The sequence below is a fragment of the Streptomyces sp. NPDC088762 genome, assembly GCF_044750905.1.
GTDB lineage: Bacteria > Actinomycetota > Actinomycetes > Streptomycetales > Streptomycetaceae > Streptomyces.
Genome location: NZ_JBIVKT010000007.1, coordinates 138,826 through 157,844 on the forward strand (window position 1 = coordinate 138,826; position 19,019 = coordinate 157,844).

At 71.7% G+C, this 19,019-nt stretch carries 20 protein-coding genes; 15 read left to right on the forward strand and 5 right to left on the reverse strand.

Going from position 1 to position 19,019, the window contains the following annotated elements:
* Positions 1-38: 38 nt before the first annotated feature.
* The 5 genes from ACIP5M_RS18620 to ACIP5M_RS18640 all read right to left on the reverse strand — a co-directional run bounded on the left by ACIP5M_RS18620 (position 39) and on the right by ACIP5M_RS18640 (position 3,405).
* Positions 39-632: a PepSY domain-containing protein gene (locus tag ACIP5M_RS18620; protein WP_401198268.1), complete on the reverse strand. Its 594-nt coding sequence runs from the start codon at positions 630-632 to the stop codon at positions 39-41.
* A gap of 132 nt (positions 633-764) precedes the next feature.
* The gene (locus tag ACIP5M_RS18625; protein ID WP_401198541.1) at positions 765-1,241 is read right to left on the reverse strand and encodes a MarR family winged helix-turn-helix transcriptional regulator; all 477 of its coding nucleotides are present in this window, start codon (positions 1,239-1,241) and stop codon (positions 765-767) included.
* A gap of 60 nt (positions 1,242-1,301) precedes the next feature.
* Positions 1,302-2,105 carry an AIM24 family protein gene (locus ACIP5M_RS18630; RefSeq protein ID WP_401198543.1) on the reverse strand — a complete coding sequence of 268 codons (804 nt, stop codon included), beginning with the start codon at positions 2,103-2,105 and terminating at the stop codon, positions 1,302-1,304.
* Between the two features lie 11 nt (positions 2,106-2,116).
* The gene (locus ACIP5M_RS18635) at positions 2,117-2,767 is read right to left on the reverse strand and encodes an AIM24 family protein (RefSeq protein ID WP_401198270.1); all 651 of its coding nucleotides are present in this window, start codon (positions 2,765-2,767) and stop codon (positions 2,117-2,119) included.
* Positions 2,767-3,405: an AIM24 family protein gene (locus ACIP5M_RS18640; RefSeq protein ID WP_401198272.1), complete on the reverse strand. Its 639-nt coding sequence runs from the start codon at positions 3,403-3,405 to the stop codon at positions 2,767-2,769. The genes ACIP5M_RS18635 and ACIP5M_RS18640 overlap by 1 nt, the downstream gene beginning before the upstream one ends.
* Positions 3,406-3,561: 156 nt before the next feature.
* On the opposite strand from ACIP5M_RS18640, the gene ACIP5M_RS18645 reads away from it, so the two are divergent.
* The 15 genes from ACIP5M_RS18645 to ACIP5M_RS18715 all read left to right on the forward strand — a co-directional run bounded on the left by ACIP5M_RS18645 (position 3,562) and on the right by ACIP5M_RS18715 (position 18,946).
* Positions 3,562-3,906, forward strand: a complete 345-nt coding sequence (locus tag ACIP5M_RS18645; protein WP_401198274.1) for a DUF3817 domain-containing protein — start codon at positions 3,562-3,564, stop codon at positions 3,904-3,906.
* Positions 3,903-4,199, forward strand: coding sequence for an MTH1187 family thiamine-binding protein (locus tag ACIP5M_RS18650; RefSeq protein WP_401198276.1), 297 nt, complete (start codon positions 3,903-3,905; stop codon positions 4,197-4,199). The genes ACIP5M_RS18645 and ACIP5M_RS18650 overlap by 4 nt, the downstream gene beginning before the upstream one ends.
* Positions 4,200-5,152: 953 nt before the next feature.
* Positions 5,153-6,289 carry a conjugal transfer protein gene (locus ACIP5M_RS18655; RefSeq protein WP_401198277.1) on the forward strand — a complete coding sequence of 379 codons (1,137 nt, stop codon included), beginning with the start codon at positions 5,153-5,155 and terminating at the stop codon, positions 6,287-6,289.
* 86 nt (positions 6,290-6,375) lie between these two features.
* Positions 6,376-6,630: a hypothetical protein gene (locus tag ACIP5M_RS18660; RefSeq protein WP_401198279.1), complete on the forward strand. Its 255-nt coding sequence runs from the start codon at positions 6,376-6,378 to the stop codon at positions 6,628-6,630.
* Positions 6,630-7,199, forward strand: coding sequence for a hypothetical protein (locus ACIP5M_RS18665; protein ID WP_401198281.1), 570 nt, complete (start codon positions 6,630-6,632; stop codon positions 7,197-7,199). Before ACIP5M_RS18660 ends, ACIP5M_RS18665 begins: the two co-directional genes overlap by 1 nt.
* Complete coding sequence (locus ACIP5M_RS18670; RefSeq protein ID WP_401198282.1) at positions 7,196-9,748, forward strand: ATP-binding protein; 2,553 nt, start codon at positions 7,196-7,198, stop codon at positions 9,746-9,748. The genes ACIP5M_RS18665 and ACIP5M_RS18670 overlap by 4 nt, the downstream gene beginning before the upstream one ends.
* Complete coding sequence (locus ACIP5M_RS18675) at positions 9,745-10,254, forward strand: hypothetical protein (RefSeq protein ID WP_401198284.1); 510 nt, start codon at positions 9,745-9,747, stop codon at positions 10,252-10,254. Before ACIP5M_RS18670 ends, ACIP5M_RS18675 begins: the two co-directional genes overlap by 4 nt.
* A 3-nt stretch (positions 10,255-10,257) precedes the next feature.
* The gene (locus tag ACIP5M_RS18680; RefSeq protein ID WP_401198286.1) at positions 10,258-12,282 is read left to right on the forward strand and encodes a hypothetical protein; all 2,025 of its coding nucleotides are present in this window, start codon (positions 10,258-10,260) and stop codon (positions 12,280-12,282) included.
* Positions 12,279-13,064, forward strand: coding sequence for a hypothetical protein (locus ACIP5M_RS18685; protein ID WP_401198287.1), 786 nt, complete (start codon positions 12,279-12,281; stop codon positions 13,062-13,064). Before ACIP5M_RS18680 ends, ACIP5M_RS18685 begins: the two co-directional genes overlap by 4 nt.
* The gene (locus ACIP5M_RS18690; RefSeq protein ID WP_401198289.1) at positions 13,064-14,257 is read left to right on the forward strand and encodes a peptidase M23; all 1,194 of its coding nucleotides are present in this window, start codon (positions 13,064-13,066) and stop codon (positions 14,255-14,257) included. Before ACIP5M_RS18685 ends, ACIP5M_RS18690 begins: the two co-directional genes overlap by 1 nt.
* Before the next feature lie 4 nt (positions 14,258-14,261).
* Positions 14,262-15,125, forward strand: coding sequence for a hypothetical protein (locus tag ACIP5M_RS18695; RefSeq protein ID WP_401198291.1), 864 nt, complete (start codon positions 14,262-14,264; stop codon positions 15,123-15,125).
* 2 nt (positions 15,126-15,127) lie between these two features.
* Positions 15,128-16,861, forward strand: coding sequence for a type IV secretory system conjugative DNA transfer family protein (locus ACIP5M_RS18700; protein WP_401198293.1), 1,734 nt, complete (start codon positions 15,128-15,130; stop codon positions 16,859-16,861).
* A 56-nt stretch (positions 16,862-16,917) separates the two neighbouring features.
* Positions 16,918-17,550: a hypothetical protein gene (locus ACIP5M_RS18705; RefSeq protein ID WP_401198295.1), complete on the forward strand. Its 633-nt coding sequence runs from the start codon at positions 16,918-16,920 to the stop codon at positions 17,548-17,550.
* Complete coding sequence (locus ACIP5M_RS18710; RefSeq protein ID WP_401198297.1) at positions 17,547-18,557, forward strand: hypothetical protein; 1,011 nt, start codon at positions 17,547-17,549, stop codon at positions 18,555-18,557. Before ACIP5M_RS18705 ends, ACIP5M_RS18710 begins: the two co-directional genes overlap by 4 nt.
* On the forward strand, positions 18,557-18,946 hold the full coding sequence (locus tag ACIP5M_RS18715; RefSeq protein WP_401198299.1) for a DUF4913 domain-containing protein: 390 nt from the start codon (positions 18,557-18,559) through the stop codon (positions 18,944-18,946). Before ACIP5M_RS18710 ends, ACIP5M_RS18715 begins: the two co-directional genes overlap by 1 nt.
* The last annotated feature ends 73 nt before the right edge of the window (positions 18,947-19,019 follow it).

Consider the following 19,019-nt stretch of genomic DNA (forward strand, 5'->3'; position numbering starts at 1 on the left):
CCCGGGGCGCGGCTCCCGTCGCGTACGGGGCCGGCGGGTCAGCCGTTCTCGCCGCCGTCGCTGTTGCTGTCGCTGTCGCTCTCGTCGTAGTCGGACTGCGCGGTCGCCTTGCCGGTGGTGGGGTCCACGGAGGCGTCCCACGTCGTGCCGTCGGAGCCCTTCACCTCGACGTGCCAGTACGGCGCCTTGCCGTTGTCGTCGTCGGAGTCCCACTCGACGGTCCACGCCGTGCCCGGGTGGGCCGCCACGGCGGCCTTGGCAGCCTGCTCGGCGGTGACCTTGGCGGCCAGCAGGGCCTTGTACTTGTCGGCGTTCTGGTCGGTGTCGACGTGCTTGCGGGTGGCCTTGCCGGTCGCGGCGTCGACCTCCAGCTCGGCGTGGCCCTTGCCGTCCTTGGTGATCACGTCCACGTGCCAGACGTTGGCGTCCCGGTCAAGGGACTCGACCACCCCCGGGTATTCCTTCAGGGCCGCGGCGGCAGCCCCCTCGGCCGTGACATCGGCCCGGGCGACGGTGGTGGCCGCGGGAGCCGTTCGCGCCGTGTCTGCGGACGCCGCGGCGGCAGCGGCCGCCGGGCCTCCCACGAGCAGGACCACGGACGCGGCCGCGGAGACGTACACGTTGCGCTTCATGGGCTGGACCTCCTCAGGCCGGCCATGACCGCGGACCTGCGGTTGCCCGAGGACGGGCGGCCGGCAGCGAGCGTTCCCGCCCATTGTCCGGCCGCTCGCCACATCCCGCCGCCGGGAGGGCGAAAGCCCTGGTCAGGCCTTGCCGCGGGTGCCGCGCAGGTGCTCGGCGACCGGCGTCAGCGAGGAGCGCAGTGCCGCCAGGGCCTCCGGCGGCAGCAGGTCGATGAAGTGCCTGCGGACGGACGCCACGTGGTGCGGGGCGACCTTGCGCATCGTCTCCATGCCCTCGTCCGTGAGGACCGCGAAGAGGCCGCGGCGGTCGGACTCGCAGTTGACGCGGCGGACCAGGCCCGCCGCCTCCATGCGCGTGATCTGGTGGGACAGCCGGCTCTTGGACTGCAGGGTGGCGGTCGCGAGATCGCTCATCCGCATCCGGTGGCCCTCCGACTCCGAGAGGTTCACGAGGATCTCGTAGTCGTTGTTGGTGAGTCCGAAGGGCTGGAGATCCTTTTCCAGCTGGTGCATCAGCAGTCTGCTGACGTCCAGGTGGGTGCGCCACGCACACTGCTCGGAATCGGTCAGCCAGCGCGTGGCCGTCTCGGTCTCCATGGTCTCCATGAATGAACTCTACCTAAGAAGTTGAATTGCGTACAAAAATGGCTCGGGTGGTCACAGTCCGAAGCGGCGCTGGAGATCACCCAGCTGCCCCGGCATCCGCGGCACGCCCAGCTGCCCCAGCGGGCCCTGAGAGGCCCCCGGAACACCCTGTGCGTTGCCGGTGGCCGCGCCCGCGCCGACCGTACCCACCGCCTGCTCGGCCATCAGCATCTCCGAGGACTGGAGGAGCACCGTCCCGGCGCCGACGAACTCGAACTGGTGTTCCTCGCCCGAGGAGCCCCCGATACCGGTCAGCGAGCGCAGTCCGCCGATCACACCCGACATGTAGCCGTGGTCGTAGTGGTGGCAGGGGGAGGGGCAGTCGGCCCAGCCCACCAGTGCCTGCGGGTCCACGCGCAGCGGCGGTTCCATGAACACCACCGGGCCGTTGGACGCCGCCACGAACTTCCCGGTTCCGATCAGCGTCAGGAAACCCGGGACGATCGACTGCTTCAGGGCCAGGGAGGGCTGGTAGGCCAGCAGGTTGCCGGACCGGATCGTCAGGTTCCCGTTGTCCAGGTCGTACGAGTTCACGTCGAAGGCCCGGTCGGCCAGCAGCATCTTGCCCTGGCCCTCGGCCACCACCCAGTCGCTCGCGTGGAGCGGCGAGTGGAAGCTGGTGCGCAGCAGCCGGTCGAAGCGGCCGTTGCCGATGCCGTTGAACTCGATGCTCCCGTAGTACGAGATCATCTTGCCCTTCTGCAGGAACCACTGGCTCCCCTTGAGCTCCACGCAGAAGGTGTACGGGTTGACGTTGTCGTCGGACGGCAGGGCGTACGGGTCGAACACCGTCGGCCCGCCGGGCCCGCCGGTCACGGGGCCAAAGTTCACAGCTTCTCCTCCGAGGCCTGTACGTACACCGCGCCCTGACCGGACAGCTCCAGCTGGAACGCCTCACCCGAGCCGCGCCCCACCATGTCCCGCCAGCCGAGGGCGGTGGAGAGCTTGTTGCGGACGTCACCGTGGTGGGCCACGTACGCCTGCGGGTCCACGTGGACCGGGCGGTTCGGCTGGATCGGGAGCTCGATGACCCCGCCGTGGGCCATCACGGCGACCGAACCGTGGCCCTTGAGGGTGGTGGTGAACAGGCCCTGGCCGGTCACCTGGCCGCGGACCATGCCCATGACCCCGCCCTGCGAGCCCATGAACATCGTGCCCTGCTGCAGGGTGCCGTCGAAGGCGAGCAGCCGGTCGGCCTCCACGTAGAGGGTCTCGCCGGTGAGGTTGATCACCTGGATGTGGTGGCCGCCGTGGCCGAACATCACGGTGCCGCTGCCCTCGACCTCCATCAGCGGGGTCTGCTCGTTCGCCACCCGGCGCCCGATCATGCCCATGACCCCGCCCTGGCCCCCGGTGATGCTGGGGGTGAAGGACACGTCGCCGCGGTAGGCGAGCATCGCGCCGCGCTGGCTGTACATCTTCTGCCCGGGGACGACCTGCGCCTCGACCATCTTCGAGTTGATCTCGCGGAACGGCATCAGATGTCGCCCCCGATGGTGTTGCGCTCGCTGGGCTGTACGTACACCAGGCCCTCGCCCTCGAAGCGGATCTGGAAGGACTCGCCCGAGCCCTCGCCGATCAGCGTGCGGAAGTTGACGCCGGACTGGAAGGACTGCTGGAGGTTGCCGGTGTGCGCGATGTAGGCGCCCGGGTCGACGGAGAGCGGGTACTGGGAGCTGACGCGCAGCACCACCGCCGGACCGTCGGACATGATCGCCGCCTGCCCGGAGCCCTCGACGGTCGTGGTGAACAGGCCGTTGCCCGTCGTCGCACCGCGCAGGCCGGTGAAAGTGGTGCCGGTGCGCAGACCGGCGTCGGTGCACAGCAGGTTGCTGGACTCGACGTAGAGCTTCTCGCCGCGCAGGTTGACGAGATTGATCTCGCTCGCGCGGTCGGCGAAGAAGCAGGTGCCGTGTCCCTGCACTTCCATCACGGTCATCTGCTCGCCGGTCAGCCGGCGGGTCACCATGCCGCGGAGGCCTTCGCCGCCGCCGGTCATCTTCTTGAAGGCCATCTGACCGTCGTACGCGACCATGGAGCCGTTTTTCGCTTTCACGGCGTCCCCGGTCAGGTCGACGGCGAGCACCTTGCTGCCTTGGAGTCGGAACTGAGCCACGGGATGACGTTATCGGCACCGGGCGGACCCGAACAGGGGCCCGTGGCCGATATGTGCCACAACCGGACGTCGAAGGGGCCCGGGGGCCCGGGTCAAGATCCCGCAAAGCGGCTGAGACACTGGGACGGACCCTGACCTCCACCCCGAAGGTTCCCCGTGGACATCAAGACCGCCTCCGCCCTGCACCGGCTGCGCCTCATCTCCGTCCCGGAGGCGCTGTCGTTCCCGGCCCTGCTGATCTTCGGCTCCCTGCTCAGCCGGATCTCGGACATCGACTACCTGATGATGCCCCTCGGCATCCTGCACGGGATCCTGTTCGTCATCTACGCGGTGTTCCTGCTGGACGTCTGGAACAAGGCGAAGTGGCCGGTCAAGAAGGTCGCCCTGTTCTTCCTGCTCGCGCTGCTGCCCTTCGGCGGTCTGTACGGCGACAGGCTGCTCAAGCGGGACGAGGCCGACAGCGTGATCGCGGCCCGTGCGCGCGAGGTGGCCGGCGCATGATCATCGCGTTCTCGGTGACCCCGCTGGGGGTCGGTGAAGAGGTCGGGGAGTACGTCGCCGACGCGGTCCGCGTGGTCCGCGAGTCGGGGCTGCCGAACCGGACCGACGCCATGTTCACCACCGTGGAAGGCGAGTGGGACGAGGTCATGGACGTGGTCCGGCGTGCGGTGGCCGCGGTGGAGGCGCGGGCTCCGCGGGTCTCCTTCATCCTCAAGGCCGACATCCGCCCCGGCGTCTCCGACGGCATGACGTCGAAGGTCGAGACGGTGGAACGGCACCTGGCCGCGGGCTGAGCGAGCCCGCACCCGGTACGTGTCAGGCGTACGTCCCCGAGCGCCCCCGGCCCACCGGCCGGGGGCGCTCGTGCGTGCCGGGGCCCACGGATCGGCGGATGTGTGCCAGGCCACACGGAGAGTGCGGAACCGGAGGATCCGCCGGCTGCGTGTATCCGGCGTGGGCCCGCGCACCGGGCGGTTTCCTCAGGACTTCGCTGCGCGTTTCGGAACATTTGCTGAACCGGATGTTCCGCTGACGCGGAGCCCCTTGGTGATCCCGGGAAAACGGCTCGGCCGTACTCTCCTTTCGCTGCGGCTCGGCATCGCCATAAGCAGGCGCGGTCATTTTGCGGGCCGTCGTCGCATTCGCCTGGCGCATTCCCGCGGCCGAGCGGAGCAATTTCGGCGTGGGCGTTTCCCGTTCCACGGTCGGATCGAGCGGGAAGGTCCCGGGAGCCCTGCCGCGCGCGTCGGCGTCGAGCGGTGCGGTAGGTGCCCACGACGTCTCCCACCTGCTGATACTGCCGAGAGGGTGTCCGGGGCGCGCGCGGAAACCCGCCCTGGATGCGGTGGTCGTCTCAATGGGCCGGGCCCGCAGGCATGTGCCGCGGAGGTGCGCGGAACCGGCCGACCGATCGTTATGTGACGGGGTGCTCGCTGCCTCGAGCGTGGCCGAGGCGCGAGGGATCCCTTCGTCCAACCGCTGGGCCATGTTGTCGACTTATCGGCCGCGGAACCCTTTTGACCAGTGATCATCTCGTGTTTTATGGTCGCCCCTGCTGCATGTGCAAAACACTCATGGCGTCTCGGGGGATGGACGCAGGCACCGGCGTGAGGCCAGGGCCTGCGCTGCCCCCGCGGTCCTGTGGGGCGGATGGACGAGGAGAACACGGGGCGGGCGGTGGGCCCCGGTGGTACTCGGCGGGGGAGTGCGGGGGATGGGCTCGTTTACCAGAATTGCCCGGAAGGTGATGGGTCTTCCGGAACCGGTCGACCGGAACGAGCGGGGAGTCACGGCGGGGCCGTCGCGCCAGGACGAGAAGCCCGCTCCGCAGCCGGCGAATCCGTGGGAAGCGGCCGGCGCCGAGCTGGCGGCGCGTGAACGTGCCGCCGCCGCGCCCGGGGAGCCGGCGGGCCGGCCGGCGCCGCCGGCCGTTCCCTGGGTGGCGCAGGACGAGAAATCGGGTGTGGTCTTCGCCCGCAGGCTCGGCCGCGGCCTGCTCTGGGCCGTGGTGGCCCTCGCGGCCGTGACCGGCGTCCGCTCCTGGGTGGTCCCGCCCAAGGCGCCGGCCGCCGCCTCCGCCCCGGCCCAGGCCGCGCCGTCCTACCCGACCGCTGACGCCCAGGCGGCGGCGGCCCGCTTCGCCCGCGCCTACCTCGGCTGGGACGAGGCCAGGAAGGAGGAGCGCGCCGCGCTCCTCGCCTCCGTCCTTCCCGTCGGCGCGGACAGCACCATGGGCTGGGACGGCAAGGGCCGCCAGGAGGTCCTGGCCGTCCAGCCCGGCACGGTCACCCCGGGGACAGCCGGCCGTGCGCTCGTGCGCGTCGACGTCCTCATCCGTTCCGGCGCGCCGGCCGGTCAGTCCACCGGCGCCTCTCCCAGTCCGGCCCCCGGCCCGTCCGCGGACTCCCCGGCCGGGGGAACCACGCCCCGGACGGAGCCCGGCGCCCGCTGGCTGGGACTCGACGTCCCGGTCATCGAGACCGGCGGCCGGTTCGCCGTCACGGGCCGTCCCGGCCTGGTCGGGATGCCGGCGGCGGGCCCCAAGGTGCCCGACACGCCGGCCGCCGAGGCGGACGCGGAGCTCACCGGCCAGACCAAGAGCACCGTCGAGAAGTTCTTCGCCGCCTACGCGGGCGGTGACACGGAGAGCGTCTCGGCCCCTGGCGCGCAACTGCCGGCGCTGCCGCAGGGCATCGCGTTCAAGGCACTCGTCAACTGGTCCGTCGACGTCTCCGGCAACGCCGACCGCTCGGGTACCGCCCAGGTCTCCTGGGCACTCGGCGGCGCCACCGTCGAGGTCGCCTACCGCGTGAAGCTCACCCGGGTTTCCAGCTCGGGCGCCCAGCGGTGGCAGGTCGCGGACATCCGCGGCGGCACCCTCTGACCTCTCCGTGACCGGCGCCCACCGAGGTGAGCCGTCGTCGTGGAGTCGCTCCAGCCTGCCAGTCAACACATCAACGGGGGAAACCTGTGCTGCACCAAACCGCTTCCGAGACGCTCGCGCTCACCACGGGCGCCGACCTCAAGGGCTGGGTCCTCGCCGTCGTCGGCAACCTGTTCGCCGCCTTCCTCGCGGTCAGGGCCCTGGGCCACTTCCTGAAGAAGGAATGGGGCGAGATGGTGACGCTGTTCGTCGCCGCCGTGTTCGTCGCCGGAATCGTGTGGTTCCCGGACGGCGTCAAGACGCTCCTCGGTGACGTCTGGAAAAAGGTCGCGGGGGCCTGATGAGAGTCGGTCACACCTACACCGCGCACCTCCACCTGGAGACCAGACAGCACGAGCTCCTCGGAATGGACTTGGGCGAAGGCGTGCCGCGCCGCGCGCTCGTCATGGGACTCGCGCTCTACATCGCGTGGGCGGGGCCCCTCCTCCTGCTCTTCGGCTTCCCTTCCAAGATCACGTTCACGTTCTACTTCCTGCCTCCGCTGCTGACCGTGGTCTACGGCACGCAGAAGAGCCGGACCGTGGACCGCCGGTGGAACGTGACCCGCTGGTCGATCGGGGCCCGCTACCTGGTGCTCGGCCACCGGCCGATCATCTGCGGCGGCCGCCGCGCCGCCACCCGCAGCGAGTGGATCAGCCGCCGCGCCCGGTGGTCCGGGAGGACCGAGCTCCTCCTCGAAAGCCCCCTCGGGGGGCCGTTGGAGCGGTGGCTCGGCGCCGAAGAGGCGGTGCCGGCCGGAGCCGGTGCACCGGTCCGCCTCAGCGCGCGGCCCCGTCTCTACGGTCCCGACGCCGTGGCCCGCGCGTACGGCCGCAAAGCACTGAAGCACCAGGAGGGGAAAACGTCTTGAAGATCCTGCAGAGAGTGGGCACGTTCCTCGGGATCGGCGGCGACCGGTCCGCCGGCGCCCCGCGGTACGTCGCCCTCGCCGACGGCCTGATCGTCACGGACAGCCACGCCGAGGCCTGGTTCACCCTCGCCTCCTCGAACACCGACCTCATGAGCGAGGGCGCGCGCGACACCGAACTCGACGCCGCCGCCGCGGCCCTGGCCCGCACCCTCGCCGGGTTCGACTGCCACCTGCGCGTGCTGTGGTCGCCCCTGCACGCCGAGGACTACGTCGCCGAGGCGGCCGAGACGTTCAGCCACGGCCAGTGGCAGGAGTGGGCCGAGCTGCGCGTGCGCAGGCTCGAGCAGATCGGCCTGCCCACCCGTCACCTCCTCCTCGGCGTCCGGCTGACCGAGCGCGCGGGCGCGGCCCGGACGGTCGGAAAGCGCGGCGTGCAGGAGGGGCTGGGTCTCACCTCGACGACCGTCTCCGCACGCACGCTCAGCAAGCTCGACGCCCAGATGCGCCGCCTCGGCCGCCGCCTGGAGGCCAGCCCGTGGAAGGCGCAGCCGGCCGCGGTCGAGACCCTGGCGTGGATGATCTCCCGCGAGCAGCACCGGGGCGCTCCGCTCCCGGCGGCGCACGGGGGAGCGATCACGGGCGCCAAGCTGGCGGCGCTCACCCAGGGGCGGATCCTCCCCCACCCCGACCACCTGCGCGTGGTCGACGCGCAGGGTGAGGTGGCCGCCTGGACGGCCGTCCTGACCATGACCGGCTTTCCGGAGGAGATGCAGAGCCCGGGCAACGGCGAGTGGCTGCGCGTCCTGTCCGAAATCAACTACGTACCGGACGTGGACGAGGACGAGCTCGACCCGTCCATCGACCCCACCGCGCTGATCCTGCCGGTGTCCCCCGAGGCGAGCGTCCGGTTCCGGGTCCAGCCGAAGCGGGACGCCCTGAAGCTGGTCGACGAGGCGCGGCGGCTGGCCAAGGAACAACGGCGTTCGGCCGCCCGGCAGTCCGCCGAGGACCCGGGGCGTGAGATCGAGGAGACCGAGCACGTGATGGCCGGGCTCACGCGTGACATGCGGCGTGAGGACCTCACCCTCGTAGAGGACCACCCACGGCTCGTCGTGACCAGCACGGTCTCGCTCGCCGACCTCCGCGACCGGGTGGACGCCGTCATCACCCACTACGGCGGCATCGGCATCGAGGTGGTCGTCGGCGAGGAGGAGCAGCGTGAGCTGTTCATCGAGACGCAGCCCGGCGACCAGCTGCGGGTGCCGGACCTGGGTCACGTCCGGGACGTCACGGCGCTGGCCGGCTCCTGGTGGTGGGGCGGCGCGCAGGTCGGTGACGACACCGGCCCGATCGTCGGCTATCTGACCGGCTCCACGCCCGGGGTGTTCCGTAACGACGTCACCTCGGGTTCGGACCGCGGCGATGCCACGACCACGGCCTACGTGGGTCGTTCGGGCCGTGGCAAGACGATGGCGATGATGCTGTCGATGCTGGACGCCGCGTTCCGCGGTGCCCACGTGATCGCCCTGGACTTCAAGGGGGACCTCGGGGGCGTGGTCAACGCCGGCCGCCGGTACGGCCTGAACGCCCACCTGGTGGAGACCGGCCCGCGCTTCGCGGGGTCCTGTGACCTGTTCACGCTGCTGGCGTCCGACGGCATCGACGCCGCCCGCGGGGAGGTGCCCGCCCAGCTGAGCATCGCCGCCCCCGAGCACCTGCGCCAGCGCGGCGCCGAAACCCCCATCACCCACGCCGTCAACGCCGTCGTCAAGGCGGGGGAGCCGGCGACGTGGAAGGTGATCGAGTACCTCCGCACGATGGAGGACCCCCTCGCCCGGGAGACCGGCGAGGCCCTGTACGAACTCGCACAGTCCTCGCTGGGCGCCCCCTTCATGGGCCGTCCGACCGGGGACGCCCCGCTGATCTCCCCGGGGCCGGGGATCTGGGTGGTGCAGATGCCGGGCCTGTCCCTGCCCGGGGTCGAGGCCGGGCGGCACGAGTGGACGCCGACGCAGCGGCTGTCGGTGGCCCTGATGCACAGCATGCTGGCCTACGGCGTCACCACCGCGGGCCGTCGCGACCTGCGCCACCTGCGCAAGAGCGTGTGCGTGCCCGAGGTCCACGTCCTGACCGCGACCCGCGAAGGCGCCAACTTCCTCCAGTACATCGCCCGCGTCGGCCGCGCGCTGGGCACCTCCCTCCTCCTGGACACGCAGGACCCCGAAAGCCTCGTCGAGCTCGTCGGCATCACCGAACAGCTCACCACCGTCGCCGGGTTCCAGCTCACCACCAAGGGCCAGCAGGACGGCCTCGCCGAACTGCTGGGCCTGCCCAAGGACGACCACACCCGCGCCCTGATCCGCTCCGTCGGCCTCCTGCCCGACGGCGAGATCCGCCACGGCCACTGCATCATCCGCGACCGCCGGTTCCATTGCGCCACCGTCCAGTGGGACGTCCCCAGCCTCGAACTCCTCGAACTCCTCGACACCTCCCCCAAAACCGCGCGCCACGACGCGGACTCCGACGCTGCCGAGAAGGTGCCCGCATGAGCCGTCGCGTGATCCACGTCGCCACTGTCGTTCTCACCGCCTCCCTGGCGATGACGGGCTGCGGCTCCTCGGACCCGAAGGCGGCGGCCATGGAGGTGGCCAGGACCTACATGGACGCGGCCATCCGCGAGGACTGGAAGAAGGCCTGCCCGCTCGAGTCCCAGGGCTTCCTGGGCGGGAAGACGGTCGAACAGTGTGTCGCCACCAACACGGAGAACGAAACCTCCGCTTCCGCTTCCAGCAGTGGTCCGGAGGCGGGACGGTCCAAGGCCTCGGACGTCGTCGAAGTCCCCGCCGTCGGGAAGCACCTCGCCGGCTACGGAGTCCTGGTCACCTTTGCTTGGCCGAAGAACCCACACGAGACCCAGCGGGTCGCACTGCGCATGGTCGAGGAGGGCGGCTCATGGAAAGTCGACCAGCGCGAGAAGGTGCGTCCGAAGGACATGGCGCGCATGCCCGACATGCCTGAGCTGGTCCGCACCGCCCTCACCGCGGGAGGGGAGTAGGAGATGTCCATACGCGTGCCACGGCTCAGAACCGTGGCGATCCCCTTCTTCTTCGCCTTCACCTCCGTCACGGTCCTCGCCGGCCAGGCACACGCCGCCGACATCAACCCGGTCGGCATCGGCGACCTCTTCTGGTCTCCGAGTGACGGGAACATCCCCAAGGGCGGGGAGACGATGTACGAGCTGTACGACCCGGGGCGCTGGTTCATCGACGCCGACCTCTGGTCGTTCGAGGGCATCGACTCGAGCATGCACTTCATCGTCAGCGTCCTCATGGCCCTCCTCCTCATCATCGGCCTCGCCATGACGGTGATCGTGGGCTGGGTGTTCCGGTTCACGTCGATCCCGGAGATGGAGAAGGCCATCTCCGGGATGATCGGCGGCGCCTCACAGAGCCTGATGGAGTTCATTCTCCCGAGCTGCCTCGTCGTCGGCGGGTTCATCGCCTTCGTGCAGCACAGGAAGGGCGGCGGAGGAGGAGGGCTCTCGCAGATCGCCTGGGTCCTGATCTCGGGTGTGGTGTCCGTATCCCTCCTGACCAGCCCCCAGTCCTGGGTGAGCGGGGTCGATTCGGCGCGGCAGGTCGGGGCGAGCGTCACCATGACCGCCACGGCCGAGGGCCTCGGCGACGGATCCGGCGAGTTCCCCTTCGCGCTCAAGAACCCGCCGCAGTTCACGGACAACGGCCGCGACACGCTGTTGCGGAAGTCGCAGGACTCCATCTGGCGGGGGTTCGTCGCCACTCCCTGGTGCATCGCCGAATTCGGCAGCATGGAGGCCTGCAAGCTGTATGGACGGCAGGTGCTGGACCAGGGGACCAACGTAGACGTCCGCGAGGACTACATCGACGATAACGTCGAGGACAACGTCGGTGACGCCTCGAGCGACTGGGTGAACGGCGAGACCCCCGTCGGCCGCATCATGGTGCTGATCCCCGCCGTCATCGTCGCCCTGATGTTCGCGATCCTGTTGCTGGTCCTCGCGTTCACGTCCCTGGCGGCCTTCCTGGGGTCGCTGCTGCTGCTCCTGACCGGCGTCTTCTTCGCCTGCCTCTGGGTCATTCCCGGGCGGCCGAGGCAGTGGGGGCTGGCCTGGTTCGACCAACTCCTCGCCCGCACCCTCGAAAGCTTCATCGCGACCCTGGTGCTCGGCGCCGTGCTCTCGGCGCAGACCGCGACGATGCAGATGTTCGGCAAGTACGGCTGGCTGCCCACCATGGGCCTGTCCATCGCCCTCTCCGTCGTGGCCTTCCAGTTCCGGTCCGTGCTCGCCCAGATCTTCGGGGTCCGCGGCACGACGGGCGGCTCGATCGGCGGCATGCTCGCCGCCCGTGCCCTCAGCATGGTCGGCAAGGGCGGTAAGGGTTCCGGCTCCGGCTCCAACCCCCGCCCCGGGGGAACCCTCCCCGGCGGGGCCGGCGGTGGTGGCGGAGGAAGGAACACTCCGAGGCTTCCCTCGGGCTCCGGCGGATCCGGTGACGGGGCCGACATCACCGTCACCCGCGTTCCCCCGGCGCGCCCGCCCGCCCCGGCTCCCCTCCCGGCCGGACGACCCAAGGTCGCCCTCCCCGCGGGGACTTCCGGCAGGTCCACTGCCGGATCCGCTTCGGGGGCGGCGGGTACGACGGCCCGCACCGCGGCGGTCACCGGACCCGAGCCGCGCCCGGCTCTGGCCGCTCACGGTTCACCGTCGCGTCCGGGCCTGCCCGCCCAGGAAGGGCGTCCGGCCCTGCCCGCGCAGGCCAGGGAGGTCCGTCCGGCCCTGCCCCCCGGCCCCTCGGCCGGTGCCGCCACCGCTCACGGCGCGAGCGAGGGGAGCGGCCCGTCCGGCACCCCGGCTTCGCCGGTCATGCGCCCGGAGACCGGCAGGCAGCCGAACTTCGCGTTCCGTCAGGCCCCTGCCCCGGGCGCCCCGGCCGAGCCCCGCATCATCGTGGGGACCGTCATCCGCAGCACGCCGATTGGGCCCCCGCGCCGTCCCGCGAGGACCTCGTCCTCTTCGTTCCGACCCCCGGTCAGGCGGACATGAGTGACCGAACGCCACAGGAGTGGCGCGACATCCTGGCCAACGTCAGGTACCCGGAGGAGGTCAAGAAGGGCGGCAGCCGGCGCGAGCGGCGCCGTGCGAAGGCCGCGCACCTTCAGGAGGTGCGGCGCCAGTCCCACGACTGGGTGCGCGAACAGCGCCGTCGCGACCCGATCCGCCCCACCGGGGCCGTGATCATCGTCGTGCTGGTGCTGGCCCTCGGCGCGGGTGCCCGCTGGGTGTGGCCGGGCCTTCTCGGTGAGAAGCAGCCCGCCGCGGCCGCGTCGGCTCCCGCGGCCCCGGGGAGCGAGGACGCCGGGGCGCAGGCACCGGCGGCCTCCGCGCCGCCCTCCGCCGCGCCTTCGGTCGCGCCGCCCTCCGCGGCGGCCCCGCCGGCCGACCTCGGCAACCCCGACCGGGTCGCCGAGCAGTTCATGCGCATCTACCTCACCCGCAACCCGCCCCAGGACCAGAAGCACCGGACGGTGGTGCAGCGCGCCGAGGCCTACATGGCGCCTGCCCTGGTCGTCAACCTCTCCGAACACACCGACCCGGCCTGGGACAAGCTCGTCAGCCGGGGCGGCGTGTCGAAGGTGCGCTCCGTCGCGGTGGCCCCGGCGGGGAAGGACCTGCCCGGGGACTCCCCGCTGCGGGTGTGGCGCCAGGCGACGGCCACCGTGGACGTCGACGGCTACACCGACTACAGCGAAACCACCGTGCTGCAACTGGAGTTGATGACCTCCGGCAACGGGAAGTGGCACATCACGCGGATCCTGGGCCTGTAGTGCGCGCCCGTGACGCGGCGGGCCTCCTGCTCGAAGCCAAGGGGACCGTCTTCAAGCTCAAGGCCGCCGCGGTGGTGTCGGTCGTCCTCGTCCTGTGCCTGCTGCTGCTCGGGCTGGTCGCCGCCCTCGGCGGGGACGCCTCGGCCGTCGGCTGCGGCGACCGGGGCCGCCCGGGGGTGACCCCGGGGGACGACGAGGGCGGCGGCGGAGGCGCGCAGCGCCCCGGAGAAGGCATGCGGAAGGCGCAGATCGCGAACGCGGAGACCATCGACGGCGTCGCCAAGGAGGGCGGACTGTCCGGACGGGCCACCCTGATCGCCCTCATGACGGCGCTGCAGGAGAGCACGCTCCTGAATCTGGACTACGGCGACCGCGACTCGGTCGGCCTGTTCCAGCAGCGCCCCGTCGCGGGCTGGGGCACCAAGGAACAGATCATGCAGCCCAAGTACGCCGCCAAGATGTTCTTCTGGGGCGGCGACGACGGCGACCCGCCCGGCCTGACCGACATCCGCGGCTGGGAGTCCATGAAGTACGGCGCCGCCGCCCAGGCCGTCCAGCGCAGCGCCTACCCCGACCTCTACGACCAGCACGAGGACTACGCCCGCGGGATCGCCCGCGACGCCGGCATCGACCTGAACCGGCGCGGCACCGGCGGGAGCGCCCCGGGCGGCACGGGTGAGCCCGGCAAGCCCGACAAGCCGGGCGGTCGGGGCTGCGAGGACGACGGCGGAAAGCCCGGCAAGCCCGGCGAGCCGGGTGCGCCCTTCCACGATGGCGCCGCCGGCTGGCCCCCCGAGGTCAAGAACCCGCGGAGCACGAAGGACGCCATCGCGGCGGCCCGCGAAGAGGCGCGGAGCGGTCCGAAGAAGTGGTACCAGATGTGCCTGGCCTTCACCGCCCATGCCTACGGATGGTCGTTCTCCGGCGTCGGCTACGCCATCGACCACTACAAGGAAATGCCCGCCAGCATGAAGCACGACAAGGACAGGAACCCGCCTCCGGGTGCCCTGATGTACTGGGACACCGGCCAGCGGGCCGGCCACGTCGCCGTCTACCTCGGGGACGGCCAGATCGCGAGCAACGACATCCGCAGGCCCGGATACATCGACGTCGTCCCGGCGACGGAGATCGAGACGAAGTGGGGCGCCACCTACCTCGGCTGGGCGCCCCCGTACTTCCCCAAGGGCGGATGACCCCGTGACCATCGACCCCGGCCAGGTGCCGGCCACCCCCGTCCACACCATCACCCTCACCACCTCCGGCGTCAGCATCGACGGCGAGCCGGTCAGTGCCCCGCCCGGCGACCTCCCGGCCGCCCGGCGGGCCGCGCTCGCCGAGATCCGCGTACGCGCGGCACTGCGGGGCCGGCCCGTCCGGGTCACGGCCAAGGAGCCCGACGGCTCGGTCTGGCCCCTCGTCGTCGACCCCGACGGCAACGTGACGACCCTCTCCGCGCCCCACCCCGGCGTGCCCCCGCAGGACCCACCCGCCGAGGCCGCCGGCCCACCGTCCGGTCCGGCCGCATCCGCACGGCCCGCCCCGACGGACACGCCCCGGCCCGTCACGGCGCAGTGGGGCGCGCCGCTGCCGGACGCCCACCAGGACGCCTGGGCGCGACTGTGGGCGGCGCACGGGGCGGGGGACACCGACACCGCGATCGCCCTGGCGGAGCGGACCGAAGCCGCGCTGGAGGCCGAGTACGGGCCGCTGCACCCGCACACCGTGCACGTCCTGAGCGCCCGGGCCTGGCTCACGCTCGCCCGGCGCGGCGACCTGCCCGCCACCGTGGAGCTGCTCGTCCACACCGCCCTGCGCCGCCGCCGGGCGGGAGCGGAACCCAGGACCGAGACCGCGCAGGTGGCCGGCAACGCCCATGCCGCCTGGCGCCTGCTGGTCAAGGAAGACCCGCGCCGGGCCCTCGAACTGAGCACGCCCCTCGTGGACGTCCTCACGGAACTCGGGTGGCGCAGCCGTACCCAGGACGTCGTCCGCTGGGTGGAGCGGGCCACTCGCCCCTCCTCCCTTCCGGACCGGGCCGTATCCGACGAAGGGGGATCGTGACGATGACCGCCGATCAGCAGAAGCAGCCGAGACCCGGCGACGCGTGGGCGAAGGAGGCCGCCCTTCTGGTGGCCGCCGCCCTGGTCCTCGTGTGCGGTGCCTGGTTCGCCGCGCGCCTCGGCGCGTCCGCGGGCGGGGAGCCCCCGGCGGCCGGCCCGCTGGTCTTCGCCGTGGACCTCGTCACGGGTGCGTACGCGTGGCCGGGCGGACCGGCGAACGCCTTCGCGGCCGCCGAGGTGTTCGTGGTCGCGGTGACGGCGTTCGCCGTGTACCGGCTCCGGCTGCGCCTGCGCCGGAAACCCGACGTCGACAACGCGGCCGAGCATCTCGCGCAGGACGACGAGCTGGGCCGCCTCAGCGCCAAGGGTGCCTCCGCGACCGCCGCGCGCCTCGGGGTGCGAAGCCGTGTCCCCGGCGTCCTCATAGGCCGCTCGCTGCGCGGACGGCAGCCCCTGTACGGCTCGTTCGAGGACATGCACGTCGACATCTGGGGCCCGCGCACCGGAAAGACGACCCGCCGCGCGATACCCGCGATCCTCGACGCCCCGGGCGCCGTGCTCGTCACCTCCAACAAGCGGGACATCGTCGACGCCACCCGCGGACCGCGCGGCGCGCACGGTCCCGTCTGGGTCTTCGACCCGCAGCAGGTGGCCCAGGAGCCGCCCACCTGGTGGTGGAACCCCCTCTCGTACGTGACGGACGTGGCCCGGGCCCGCAAGCTGGCCGAGCACTTCGCCTCGGGCTCGCGCGACGCGGACGCCGCCACCGACGCCTACTTCGACCCCGCCGGCCGGGACCTGCTCGCCAACCTCCTGCTCGCCGCCGCCACCGCCAAGGCACCGATCACCCGGATCTACACCTGGCTGGCCAACCCGAAGGACGACAGCCCGGAGCGCATCCTGCGCGCTGCGGGACACCACATGCCGGCGGACGCCCTGTTCGGGGTGATCACCGCTCCGGACAGGCAGCGCGGCGGAATCTACGGCGTGGCCCAGCAGATGGCGTCCTGCCTCGTCAATCCCGAGGTCAACAGGTGGGTGACGCCGGTGTCCGACGACGACGACCGCCCGGAGCTGGACCCCGCCGAGTTCGTGCGCGGCGACGGCACCCTCTATTCGCTGTCCCGGGAGGGCGGCGACTCGGCCGGCCCGCTGGTGACGGCCCTGACCGTGGCCGTCGTCGAGGCCGCGGAGGAGTACGCCACCTCCCAGCGCGGCGGCCGGCTGTCGAAGCCGCTGCTGGCCGTGCTGGACGAGGCGGCGAACGTCTGCCGCTGGCGCGCCCTGCCCGACCTGTACTCGCACTACGGCTCGCGCGGCATCATCCTCATGACGATCCTCCAGTCCTGGGCGCAGGGCGTGGAGGTGTGGGGCGAGCGGGGCATGGAGAAGCTCTGGTCCGCCGCGAACGTACGGGTCTACGGCGGCGGCGTCTCCGACACCCGCTTCCTCGGGGACCTCTCCGAGCTGGCGGGCGAGTACGAGGTCCGCGAGTTCACCGCGACCCGCGAGGCGGAGTTCATCGGCTGGTCCGGCAACCGCACCGTGAACGAGTCCGTCCGCCGCGACCGCGTCCTGAAGGTCTCCGACCTGGGCGCGATGCCTCCGGGCCGGGCGCTCGTCCTGGCCTCCGGGACCAAACCGGTCCTGGTCGAAACGCTGCCGTGGTGGGAGGGCCCGCACGCCGACGCGGTCAAGGCCTCCCTGAGCCGCCACGATCCCGGCGCCCGCCCCTGAACGCACGTGCGACCGGGATACGGTCGCAAGAGCACCGAATGAGCAAGGAGAGACGGATGTTGACGGAAACGACGGGCCGCACGGCGCAGGACCTGACCGCGGAGCTGGAGGGCTGGCAGGGAGTCGACTGGGTCTCCGTGTGGGAGGGGCCGCCCCAGGGCGGGTCGCCGGAGTTCCGGAAGTGGTGCGAGCGGTACGGCTGGCAGCCGGAGACCTTCGACCGGCAGCTGAACGTGACCACGCGCAGCGGCGGCAGCTGGACGTTCTTCGACGTGCTGGGCGGGCAGTGGAGCCCGGTGGAAAGCCTGTCGCACTACCCCTGGCAAGTGAAGGCCGGCACGGCGGCCGAGAACGGCGAGGTGCTCTCCGTCGCAGCCGAGACCTGGCCGGTCTATCTGAAGGCCGCCGAAGAGGTTCTGGGCGCGCCCACCTGGACGGGCTCCTGGGACGCCGCGGACTTCCCGGAACCGCCGGTTCCTTCGTACTGGCCGGATCGGGCGTTCCGTCTGGAGAGCCGTAGGCCCTACCGCTTCGCCCACTGGAAGCCCGTGGGTGACGCACCGGCACAGCCGTGGGTCGTACTGAGTCAGTCCGTGGCCTTCCCGACCTGGACCGACCAGGTACCCGGCGCGTCGGCCATCTCGCTCCAGCTGCATGCGCCCGCAGAGTTCCGGCGCATCCGCCGATGAGCGACGCCGCTCCGCCCACGGGCGAAGAGCTCACCGCGGCCCTGGCACGCGAGCGTGCCTACGAGAGTGCCAAGCCCCGCACGCGGGAGCAGATCATCGAGATCCGGGAACGCATCAGCCGGGACTGGCAGGTGGCGATACAGGAGGGCCGCGCCGTTCCGGACGCCTCTTCTTTCATCCGGGACGTCGCCGCGAGCACGTCGGTCACCCATGAGGACCGCGGGGACGTCCGCGCGTTCTGGTCTTTCAGGTCTCAACCGGAGGGATCCCCGGCCGAGGTGGGCCACCGCTTCCTGGCCCAGGCATGTGGCGAGACCCGGAACTATCAGGTGCTGGAGGACAGTCCGGCAGGGCGGCAGCTGGACTCGTACCACCTGTGGAGTCCTGAGGTCAAAGCCATGCTCGTCGACGACCTGGGTATGACGGAGGCCGAGGCGAAGGCCCTCGCCCCGGAGGTGTGGAGCACGGTCTCCCGCCGCTATGCCGAGGCGGCCAAGGGGCCCGTCGTCGTCTTCGCCGCCGACATCGGCGAGGAGTCCGTCCTGGGCAAGGACGAACTCCCGCAGCTGCTCGCGCACGAGCGGGTGGGCAAGGAAGGCGTGCAGTTCGCCCTGCCCTCCCCCCGGCACGAGCACCTGCCGCACGACATAGACGAGTTGATAGCGGACGACGCCGTGCGCTGTCAGGTGCGCATGGAGGACTTCGACCCCGAGAAGACGACGCCGAAGGACTTCGCGCAGAAGCTGGGCGCCATCGACGTGCCGGAGCACAGGCGGGCGGAGCACCAGGCCGCGCTCGCCCGGCTGATGTCGGCCGACGGCTACGCGGACCTGGACGCACCGCCGGCCGCGTCCGCCCGCTCCGGGCCGGACCGGGCGCACGGCTTCATGCAGGGCGTGGACATCCCCGCGAAGGTGGCCTTGCCCGGTCCCGGGCGGCCCTCGAACCACGGGGTGTACAACCCCGTGCCGGAGCTCGTGCCGCGCGCCCCGGGGGTCGAGCGCTGATGAGTACCGCTACCGGGGGCGGGGAGTCTTCCCCTGAGGGGGCGGAGTTCTACTTCGCCGACGTCTTCGCCTTCGTCTCCGGATATCTGGCACCGACGGTCCGGCGCCGCCTGAACGGGACGTCCGCCACCTGGTGTCCCCGCTGGTGGGAGCACCCCGAGGCGGGCGCCAGGCTGTCCGCGCTGTGGCTGGCCTGGGAGCACCTGCGCCACGACCCGATGCTGGGGATGTCCACGTGGTGGCTGCACCACGCGGACCCGCACCTGCGGGTGCTGACGGACCCGGACACCGGGCCGTTCGGCGCCTGCTCGCCCAGGGGCGGGCACACGGCCCACCCATTCGATCCGCTGCCGGTCGATCCGTACGAACCGGCCGGCGCCCACGCCTGAGGGTCACCCGGGGCCCGGACCCCGGGGCCGGTCGGGCAGCGGACCGGGGCATCGTGACGTGACGCGCGGCCAC